This window comes from Streptococcus mitis (assembly GCF_002096845.1).
Classification (GTDB): domain Bacteria; phylum Bacillota; class Bacilli; order Lactobacillales; family Streptococcaceae; genus Streptococcus; species Streptococcus mitis_A.
On sequence record NZ_NCVK01000022.1, the window covers coordinates 1 to 9,530 of the forward strand.

General features: G+C 41.7%; 10 protein-coding genes. All 10 read left to right on the forward strand.

The genetic code is table 11. The features are described 5' to 3' along the window. On the forward strand, nucleotides 1-921 hold a 921-nt coding region (locus tag B7695_RS05935; protein ID WP_142358869.1), incomplete at its 5' end, for a MiiA motif-containing surface protein. Nucleotides 922-1,474: 553 nt separating this feature from the next. Then, on the forward strand, nucleotides 1,475-2,440 hold the full coding sequence (gene cbpF / locus B7695_RS05940) for a choline-binding protein CbpF (RefSeq protein WP_084890416.1): 966 nt from the start codon (nucleotides 1,475-1,477) through the stop codon (nucleotides 2,438-2,440). Between the two features lie 121 nt (nucleotides 2,441-2,561). Further along, nucleotides 2,562-3,440, forward strand: coding sequence for a mevalonate kinase (gene mvk, locus B7695_RS05945; RefSeq protein ID WP_084890418.1), 879 nt, complete (start codon nucleotides 2,562-2,564; stop codon nucleotides 3,438-3,440). Next, nucleotides 3,422-4,375, forward strand: a complete 954-nt coding sequence (mvaD, locus tag B7695_RS05950) for a diphosphomevalonate decarboxylase (protein WP_084890420.1) — start codon at nucleotides 3,422-3,424, stop codon at nucleotides 4,373-4,375. Before mvk ends, mvaD begins: the two co-directional genes overlap by 19 nt. Then, entirely contained in the window at nucleotides 4,362-5,369 is a 1,008-nt protein-coding gene (locus B7695_RS05955; protein ID WP_084890422.1) for a phosphomevalonate kinase, read from the forward strand. Before mvaD ends, B7695_RS05955 begins: the two co-directional genes overlap by 14 nt. Continuing rightward, nucleotides 5,353-6,363, forward strand: a complete 1,011-nt coding sequence (gene fni / locus B7695_RS05960; RefSeq protein ID WP_084890424.1) for a type 2 isopentenyl-diphosphate Delta-isomerase — start codon at nucleotides 5,353-5,355, stop codon at nucleotides 6,361-6,363. Before B7695_RS05955 ends, fni begins: the two co-directional genes overlap by 17 nt. A gap of 76 nt (nucleotides 6,364-6,439) precedes the next feature. Beyond that, nucleotides 6,440-7,138, forward strand: a complete 699-nt coding sequence (gene liaF / locus B7695_RS05965; RefSeq protein WP_084890426.1) for a cell wall-active antibiotics response protein LiaF — start codon at nucleotides 6,440-6,442, stop codon at nucleotides 7,136-7,138. Then, complete coding sequence (locus tag B7695_RS05970; RefSeq protein WP_084890428.1) at nucleotides 7,135-8,130, forward strand: envelope stress sensor histidine kinase LiaS; 996 nt, start codon at nucleotides 7,135-7,137, stop codon at nucleotides 8,128-8,130. Before liaF ends, B7695_RS05970 begins: the two co-directional genes overlap by 4 nt. 13 nt (nucleotides 8,131-8,143) lie before the next feature. Then, nucleotides 8,144-8,776 carry a response regulator transcription factor gene (locus tag B7695_RS05975; protein WP_084890430.1) on the forward strand — a complete coding sequence of 211 codons (633 nt, stop codon included), beginning with the start codon at nucleotides 8,144-8,146 and terminating at the stop codon, nucleotides 8,774-8,776. Further along, nucleotides 8,777-9,454: a DNA alkylation repair protein gene (locus tag B7695_RS05980; protein ID WP_084890432.1), complete on the forward strand. Its 678-nt coding sequence runs from the start codon at nucleotides 8,777-8,779 to the stop codon at nucleotides 9,452-9,454. It begins immediately after the preceding gene. The last annotated feature ends 76 nt before the right edge of the window (nucleotides 9,455-9,530 follow it).

The following is a 9,530-nucleotide window of genomic DNA, read 5'->3' on the forward strand; positions in this document are numbered from 1 at the left end:
GCAGTTAAGGATCCAGCGGTAACACCAGTTGTAGATCCAAGCAACTTGACTGAAGCAGAAAAAGCTAAGGTAGCAGAAGCAGTTAAGAAATCAAATCCAACAGTAACAGATGTTAAGGTTGGCAAAGATGGCACAACAACAGTAACCTTCCCAGATGGTACAACAGCTGTTATCCCATCAGGTGATACAGTTAAGAAATCATCAGATAATGCAGTTAAGGATCCAGCGGTAACACCAGTTGTAGATCCAAGCAACTTGACTGAAGCAGAAAAAGCTAAGGTAGCAGAAGCAGTTAAGAAATCAAATCCAACAGTAACAGATGTTAAGGTTGGCAAAGATGGCACAACAACTGTCACTTACCCAGATGGCACAACAGCAGTAATCCCAGCAGATAAGGCAGTTAAAAAATCAAATCCAACAGCAACAGATGTTAAAGTAGGTAAAGATGGCACAACAGCAGTAATCCCAGCTAATAAAGCAGATGATAAGTCTAAGGATGCAGATGGTGTTAAAGATCCATCAGTAACACCAGTTGTAGATCCAAGCAACTTGACAGATGCTGAAAAAGCTAAGGTAGCAGAAGCAGTTAAGAAATCAAACCCAACAGCAACAGATGTTAAAGTAGGTAAAGATGGTACAACAACAGTAACCTTCTCAGATGGTACAACAGCTGTAATCTCAGCTGATAAAGCAGTTACATCTGCTGAACAAGGTTCACATGGAGTAGCACCAGCTGGTAAGGCAGTTATATCTGCTGAACAAGGCTCAAATGCAGCAACACCAGCTAAGAAAGCAGGAGCGAAAGAGTTGCCAAATACAGGTACAGCAGATTCTACTGTAGCTATGGTAGCAGCAGCCGCAAGTGCATTACTTGGTCTTGGTCTTGCAGGCCGTCGTCGTAAAGAAGACGAAGAAGCTTAATTGGTAGATTATTTGATAATTATCAGATGATAAGTCCGATTTTCAAAGCTTAAATAAGTACCTCTCATAAGAAAATCTCCTAGCAGGAAAATCTGCTAGGAGATTTTTGCATTTCAGGAAGTTGAAGGCTGACTGTAAGCGCGTCATAATCGTCATAATATAGTGGAGTGAAATAAGATGTGAAGAAATATAGTAAAATGAAATAGGAATGTAGCGACAAAAATTTGGAATTTAAATCAATTTATAAGAATGTTTTAGAGGTAGTGTCGTCCTGCTCCAGATTCAGTCCACTATAGATTAGGAAATTCAAATTAATTTCTAGGAATATTTTAGTATGCACAATGTAGTATTCTAGATTCAATATGATATATTTTAGGAGTCATGGTGTACTATTATAGTTTCAATATACTATAATTTCTAAAAATATTTTCAAAGCCAAAGTGTACTACTACTGTTTCAATTTTTAATATGTTTCATTATTATATGATTTTAAAACCGTCATATTGACATACAATTTAATTTTGACTATAATTTTTGCAGGAGGATATATCTAATGAAAACAATAAAAAAATTGATGCAAATTGCATTAGCAGTCTTTTTCTTTGGTTTGCTAGCGACAAGTGCAGTATTGGCGGATGATGCTGATTCAGAAGGTTGGCAATTTGTCCAAGAAAATGGTAGAACCTACTACAAGAAAGGGAAACTCAAAGAAACCTACTGGCGAGTGATTGATGGCAAGTACTATTATTTTGATCCTTTATCTGGAGAGATGGTTGTCGGCTGGCAATATATACCTGCTCCACACGAAGGGGTGACGATTGGTTCTTCTATAAGGCAAGATGTTGCTTTTAGACCAGATTGGTTTTACTTTGGTCAAGATGGGGTACTACAAGAATTTGTTGGTAAGCAAGTTTTAGAAGCAAAAACAGCTACAAATGTCAACAAGCATCATGGGGAACAATATGATAGTCCAGCAGAGAAACGAGTCTATTATTTTGAAGATCAACGTAGTTATCACACCTTAAAAACTGGTTGGGTTCATGATGAGGGACACTGGTATTATTTACTGAAGGATGGTGGCTTTGATTCTCGCATCAACAGATTGACTGTTGGGGAGCTAGCACGTGGTTGGGTTAAGGATTTTCCTCTTACATATGATGAAGATAAGCTAAAAGCTGCTCCATGGTATTATCTAAATCCAACAACTGGTATTATGCAAACTGGTTGGCAATATCTTGGTAACAAGTGGTACTACCTCCGTTCATCAGGAGCTATGGCAACTGGTTGGTATCAGGAAGGCTCAACTTGGTATTATCTAGATGCTGAAAATGGTGATATGAAAACTGGTTGGCAATATCTTGGTAACAAGTGGTACTACCTCCGTTCATCAGGAGCTATGGCAACTGGCTGGTTCCAGGTCAATGGCAAATGGTACTATGCTTATAGCTCAGGTGCTTTGGCAGTGAATACCACTGTAGATGGCTATTCTGTCAATTATACTGGCGAATGGATTCAATAATGAAAGAGGCGATTGTAAAGGAAACAATCGCTTTTTTTGTGAAAATATAATAAAATAGATAGGAAAGAATAAGTACTTGTATGAAAAATGGGACGGCTTTTTCGTCTAGTAAAAGGAAAACATGACAAAAGTAGTTGGTGTCGGTCAGGCACATAGTAAGATTATTTTAATAGGGGAGCATGCGGTCGTTTACGGTTATCCTGCCATTTCCCTGCCTCTTTTGGAGGTGGAGGTGACTTGTAAGGTAGTTCCTGCAGCGAGTCCTTGGCGTCTCTATGAGGAGGATACCTTGTCCATGGCAGTTTATGCTTCGCTGGAGTATTTGGATATCACAGAAGCCTGCATTCGCTGTGAGATTGACTCGGCTATCCCTGAGAAGAGGGGAATGGGTTCGTCAGCTGCTATCAGCATAGCGGCCATTCGTGCGGTATTTGACTACTATCAGGCAGAACTGCCTCATGATGTATTAGAAATCTTGGTCAATCGGGCGGAGATGATTGCCCATATGAATCCTAGTGGTTTGGATGCCAAGACCTGTCTCAGTGACCAGCCCATACGTTTTATCAAGAACGTAGGATTTACAGAGCTTGAGATGGATTTATCCGCCTATTTGGTGATTGCCGATACGGGTGTTTATGGTCATACTCGTGAAGCCATCCAAGTGGTTCAAAATAAGGGCAAGGATGCCCTACCGTTTTTGCATGCCTTGGGAGAATTAACCCAACAGGCAGAAGATGCGATTTCACAAAAAGATGCTGAAGGATTGGGACAAATCCTCAGTCAAGCGCATTTACATTTAAAAGAAATTGGGGTCAGTAGTCCTGAGTCAGACTCTTTGGTTGAAACGGCTCTTAGCCATGGTGCTCTGGGTGCCAAGATGAGTGGTGGTGGGCTTGGAGGCTGTATCATAGCCTTGACAGCCAATTTTACACACGCACAAGAACTAGCAGAAAGATTAGAAGAGAAAGGAGCTGTTCAGACATGGATAGAGAGCCTGTAACAGTACGTTCCTACGCAAATATTGCTATTATTAAATACTGGGGAAAGAAAAAAGAAAAGGAGATGGTGCCTGCTACTAGCAGTATCTCTCTGACTTTGGAAAATATGTATACGGAGACGACTTTGTCATCTCTACCGACGGATGCGACTGCTGATGCATTTTATATCAATGGTCAGCTACAAAATGAGGCTGAGCATGTTAAGATGAGTAAGATTATTGACCGTTATCGTCCAGATGGTGAAGGCTTTGTTCGTATTGATACTCAAAATAATATGCCTACGGCAGCGGGTCTGTCCTCAAGTTCTAGTGGTTTGTCCGCCTTGGTCAAGGCTTGCAATGCCTATTTCAAACTTGGATTGGATAGAAGTCAGTTAGCGCAGGAAGCGAAGTTTGCCTCAGGCTCCTCTTCTCGGAGTTTTTATGGACCACTAGGTGCCTGGGATAAGGATAGTGGGGAAATTTACCCTGTTGAGACAGACTTGAAACTAGCTATGATTATGTTGGTGTTAGAAGATAAGAAAAAACCAATTTCTAGCCGTGACGGTATGAAACTTTGTGTGGAAACATCGACGACCTTTGATGACTGGATCCGTCAGTCTGAGAAAGACTATCAGGATATGCTGGTTTATCTCAAAGAGAATGACTTTGCCAAGGTTGGGGAATTAACGGAGAAAAATGCTCTTGCTATGCACGCTACGACCAAAACTGCGTCACCAGCCTTTTCTTATCTGACCGATGCAAGCTATGAAGCCATGGACTTTGTCCGCCAGATCCGTGAGCAAGGGGAAGCCTGCTACTTTACCATGGATGCTGGTCCCAATGTCAAGGTCCTTTGTCAGGAGAAAGACTTGGCGCATTTGTCAGAAATCTTCGGTCAACGTTATCGCTTGATTGTATCAAAAACAAAGGATTTGAGTCAAGATGATTGCTGTTAAAACTTGTGGAAAGCTCTATTGGGCAGGCGAATATGCTATTTTAGAGCCAGGGCAATTAGCTTTGATAAAGGCTATTCCCATCTATATGAGGGCTGAGATTGCTTTTTCTGACAGCTACCGAATCTATTCAGATCTGTTTGATTTCGCAGTAGATTTGACACCAAATCCTGCCTACAGCTTAATTCAAGAAACGATTGCTTTAGTGGAAGATTTCCTGACTTATCGAGGTCAAATTTTAAGACCTTTTTCTCTAGAAATCCGTGGCAAAATGGAACGAGAAGGCAAAAAGTTTGGTCTAGGGTCTAGCGGTAGCGTCGTTGTTTTGGTCATCAAGGCTTTGCTGGCTCTCTATGATCTTTCGGTTGATCAGGAACTCTTATTCAAGTTAGCCAGCGCTGTCTTGCTCAAACGAGGAGACAATGGTTCTATGGGGGACCTTGCCTGTATTGTGGCAGAGGATTTGGTTCTCTACCAGTCATTTGATCGCCAAAAGGTGGTTGCTTGGTTGGAAGAAGAAAATTTGTCGACAGTTTTGGAGCGTGATTGGGGCTTTTCAATTTCGCAAGTGAAACCAACTTTAGAATGTGATTTCCTAGTGGGATGGACCAAGGAAGTGGCTGTATCGAGTAACATGGTCCAGCAAATCAAGCAAAATATCAATCAGAGTTTTTTAAGTTCCTCAAAAGAAACGGTGGCTTGTTTGGTAGAAGCCTTGGAGCATGGGAAATCAGAAAAAATTATCGAGCAGATAGAAAGAGCCAGCAAGCTCTTAGAAAGCTTGAGCTCAGATATTTACACACCTTCGCTTAGACAACTGAAAGAAGCCAGTCAAGATTTGCAGGTTGTTGCCAAGAGTAGCGGCGCTGGTGGTGGTGATTGTGGTATTGCCTTGAGTTTTGATGAGCAATCAACTGAAACCCTAAAAAACCGTTGGGCCGATCTGGGGATTGAGCTCTTATACCAAGAAAGGATAGGACATGACGACAAATCGTAAGGATGAGCACATCCGCTATGCTCTTGAGCAGAAAAGTTCCTATAATAGCTTTGATGAGGTGGAGTTGATTCATTCTTCCTTGCCTCTTTACGACCTGGATGAAATCAATCTGTCGACAGAATTTGCTGGTCGAAAGTGGGATTTTCCTTTTTATATCAATGCCATGACAGGTGGGAGTGAAAAAGGTAAAGAAATCAATCAAAAGTTGGCTCAAGTGGCAGAAACCTGTGGAATTTTATTTGTGACGGGTTCTTATAGCGCAGCCCTCAAAGATTCAACAGATGACTCTTTTTCTGTCAAATCTAGTCATCCAAATCTCCTTCTTGGAACCAATATTGGATTGGACAAGCCTGTCGAGTTAGGTCTTCAGACTGTAGAAGAAATGAATCCTCTTCTCCTACAAGTGCATGTCAATGTCATGCAGGAATTACTCATGCCTGAGGGAGAAAGGAAGTTCAGAAGCTGGCAATCGCATCTGGCTGACTATAGCAAGAAAATTCCTGTTCCTATCGTTTTAAAGGAAGTAGGCTTTGGAATGGATGTGAAGACCATCGAGAGAGCCTATGAACTGGGCGTTCGAACCTTTGACCTGTCAGGTCGTGGTGGGACCAGCTTTGCTTATATCGAAAACCGTCGCAGTGGCCAGCGTGATTATCTCAATCAATGGGGTCAGTCCACTATGCAAGCCCTTCTCAATGCCCAAGACTGGAAAGATAAGGTTGAACTCTTGGTCAGTGGAGGGATTCGGAATCCGCTGGATATGATTAAGTGCTTTGTCTTTGGGGCTAAGGCTGTGGGACTGTCTCGAACAGTTCTAGAATTGGTTGAAACCTACACAGTTGAAGAAGTGATTGGCATTGTCCAAGGCTGGAAAGCAGATCTATGCTTGATCATGTGTGCTCTTAATTGTGCCACTATAGCAGATTTGCAAAAAGTAGACTATCTTCTTTATGGAAAATTAAAAGAAGCAAATGATCAGATGAAAAAGGCGTAACCACCGCCTTTTTTCCATCTTCAGACCGAGGTGACTTTTTCCAATTGTGATAAAATAGAAGATAGAGGATATATGTATGAGAAAATTTAAAATCTTTTTATTTATCGAAACCTGTCTTTTGACGGGAGCTTTGATTTTGATGGTTTCAGAGCATTTTTCGCGTTTTCTGCTGATTCTATTCCTCTTTTTGCTTTTGATTCGCTATTACACTGGTAAAGAGGGAAATAACCTTCTTTTGGTGGTGGCAACCATTCTCTTCTTTTTCATCGTCATGCTCAATCCCTTTGTGATTTTAGCTATTTTTGTTGCGGTTATATACAGTCTCTTTCTTCTTTATCCGATGATGAACCAGGAAAAAGAGCAGACCAATTTGATGTTTGAAGAGGTAGTGACGGTTAAGAAGGAGAAAAATCGTTGGTTTGGGAATCTCCATCATTTTTCAAGCTACCAGACTTGCCAATTTGATGATATCAATCTCTTTCGCCTCATGGGCAAGGACACCATTCATCTGGAGAGGGTGATTTTAACCAATCATGACAATGTTATTATCCTTAGAAAGATGATAGGAACTACTAAAATCATTGTGCCTGTAGATGTGGAAGTTAGTCTCAGTGTTAACTGTCTCTATGGGGATTTGACTTTTTTCAACCAGCCCAAGCGAGCCCTCCGCAATGAACACTATCATCAGGAAACAAGAGACTATCTCAAGAGTAACAAGAGCGTCAAGATTCTCTTGACCACTATGATTGGGGATGTTGAGGTGGTCAGAGGATGAAAAAGCAAGCTTATGTAATCATTGCCCTCACCTCCTTCCTATTTGTCTTATTTCTCTCCCACAGCTTGTTGGAAATTCTTGATTTTGACTGGTCTATTTTCCTGCATGATGTCGAAAAAACAGAAAAATTTGTCTTTTTGCTGATGGTATTTAGCATGTCCATGACTTTTCTTTTAGCCCTGTTTTGGCGAGGTGTGGAAGAGCTTTCTCTAAGAAAAATGCAGGCTAATCTCAAGCGTTTGTTGGCAGGGCAAGAAGTGATTCAGCTTGCAGATCCGGATTTGGATGCCAGTTTCAAGTCCTTGTCAGGTAAACTTAACCTTTTGACAGAAGCTCTTCAAAAGGCTGAAAATCACAGCCTTTCTCGGGAAGAGGAAATCATTGAGAAAGAACGAAAACGGATTGCTCGTGATTTGCACGATACCGTCAGTCAAGAGTTGTTTGCGGCTCACATGATTTTATCAGGTGTCAGCCAGCAAGCTTTGAAATTAGACAGAGAAAAGATGCAGATCCAGTTGCAGAGTGTCACAGCTATTTTAGAAACAGCCCAGAAGGATTTGCGGGTCTTGCTCTTGCATTTGCGACCAGTTGAACTGGAGCAGAAGAGTCTGGTCGAAGGAATTCAAGTCCTCTTAAAAGAGCTTGAGGACAAGAGTGATCTCAAGGTTAGTTTCAAGCATAATGTAACGAAATTGCCTAAGAAAATCGAGGAGCATATATTCCGCATCCTGCAAGAGTTGATCAGCAATACCCTTCGCCATGCCCAGGCCTCTTGTCTGGATGTCTATCTCTATCAGACGGATGTTGAATTGCAACTGAAGGTGGTGGACAATGGAATTGGTTTTCAGTTAGGGAGTTTAGATGACTTGAGTTATGGACTACGCAATATCAAGGAGCGGGTTGAAGATATGGCAGGGACGGTTCAGTTATTGACAGCTCCCAAGCAAGGGCTGGCAGTTGATATCCGTATTCCCCTCCTCGATAAGGAATGATAAAGGAGTAAAGATGAAAATTTTACTAGTAGATGACCATGAAATGGTCCGATTGGGCTTGAAAAGCTACTTTGACCTCCAAGACGATGTAGATGTTGTGGGCGAGGCGGCCAACGGGTCTCAAGGGATTGAGTTGGCATTGGAATTGCGTCCGGATGTTATTGTCATGGATATCGTCATGCCTGAGATGAATGGAATTGATGCGACCTTGGCCATCCTCAAAGAATGGCCTGAAGCCAAGATTTTGATTGTGAGCTCTTATTTGGACAATGAAAAAATCATGCCTGTCTTAAATGCTGGTGCTAAAGGTTATATGCTTAAGACATCAAGTGCAGACGAACTACTCCATGCCGTCCGTAAGGTGGCTGATGGGGAGTTAGCCATTGAGCAAGAGGTCAGCAAGAAGGTCGAATACCACCGCAATCATATGGAACTTCATGAAGAATTGACTGCGCGTGAGCGAGATGTTCTCCAACTGATTGCCAAGGGTTACGAAAATCAGCGCATTGCAGATGAACTCTTTATCTCTCTTAAGACGGTCAAAACCCATGTGTCCAACATTCTTGCCAAACTTGAGGTCAGCGATCGCACCCAAGCGGCGGTCTATGCCTTTCAGCACCACTTGGTGGGGCATGAGGAGTTTTAGATGAGTCTAACAGATTTACTTGAGGAGCTAGAAGCAGCAAAAGATCCTAAAAAAGCAGGCCCCATGGAGGCCTATATGCGCCATCAATTTTCCTTTTTAGGTGTTGCGGCTCCTGAAAGAAATGCACTCTATAAAAAATACTTTCCAGAAGTAAAAAGAACAAAGATTATCGATTGGGATTTTGTAGATACTTGCTGGGAAAAAGAGTCTAGAGAATACCAGTATGTGGCTGCCAATTATTTGAAAGCAATGCAGTCTTATCTAAAGGACAGCGATTTGCCTAAGTTAGAGCAGTTGGTTGTTACCAAGTCTTGGTGGGATACAGTGGATATCCTAGATCGCGTAGTAGGAAGTTTGGTATACAATAAGCCGGAACTGGAAAAAATAATCCTCCAATGGAGCCTGTCAGACAATATCTGGCTGAGACGCGTTGCTATTGACCACCAGTTGTTAAGAAAAGAGAAGACCAATGTGCAATTAATGGAAAAGATTCTGCTTCATAATTTGAATCAAACAGAATTCTTTATCAATAAAGCCATTGGATGGGCCCTGAGAGACTACTCTAAAACGAATCCAGTTTGGGTAGCATGCTTCATTGAGAAAAACAAGGAAAGAATGGCTGAACTTAGTATCAAAGAAGCAAGCAAGTACCTCTCCCATGGTAAATTCCCAAACTAAGTTCCACCGCTAATCCAAGTGGAAGTTAGTCTGATAAAAATTGTAAAAACCAGTGGAAATCCGTGTCAGGGTAAGT

Bases quoted from the DNA above. Each gene is read 5' to 3' on its own strand.
- liaF (WP_084890426.1), top strand. From the start codon at position 6,440: ATGAGAAAATTTAAAATCTTTTTATTTATCGAAACCTGTCTTTTGACG.
- mvaD (WP_084890420.1), top strand. From the start codon at position 3,422: ATGGATAGAGAGCCTGTAACAGTACGTTCCTACGCAAATATTGCTATT.
- fni (WP_084890424.1), top strand. From the start codon at position 5,353: ATGACGACAAATCGTAAGGATGAGCACATCCGCTATGCTCTTGAGCAG.
- B7695_RS05975 (WP_084890430.1), top strand. From the start codon at position 8,144: ATGAAAATTTTACTAGTAGATGACCATGAAATGGTCCGATTGGGCTTG.
- cbpF (WP_084890416.1), top strand. From the start codon at position 1,475: ATGAAAACAATAAAAAAATTGATGCAAATTGCATTAGCAGTCTTTTTC.
- B7695_RS05980 (WP_084890432.1), top strand. From the start codon at position 8,777: ATGAGTCTAACAGATTTACTTGAGGAGCTAGAAGCAGCAAAAGATCCT.
- mvk (WP_084890418.1), top strand. From the start codon at position 2,562: ATGACAAAAGTAGTTGGTGTCGGTCAGGCACATAGTAAGATTATTTTA.
- B7695_RS05955 (WP_084890422.1), top strand. From the start codon at position 4,362: ATGATTGCTGTTAAAACTTGTGGAAAGCTCTATTGGGCAGGCGAATAT.
- B7695_RS05970 (WP_084890428.1), top strand. From the start codon at position 7,135: ATGAAAAAGCAAGCTTATGTAATCATTGCCCTCACCTCCTTCCTATTT.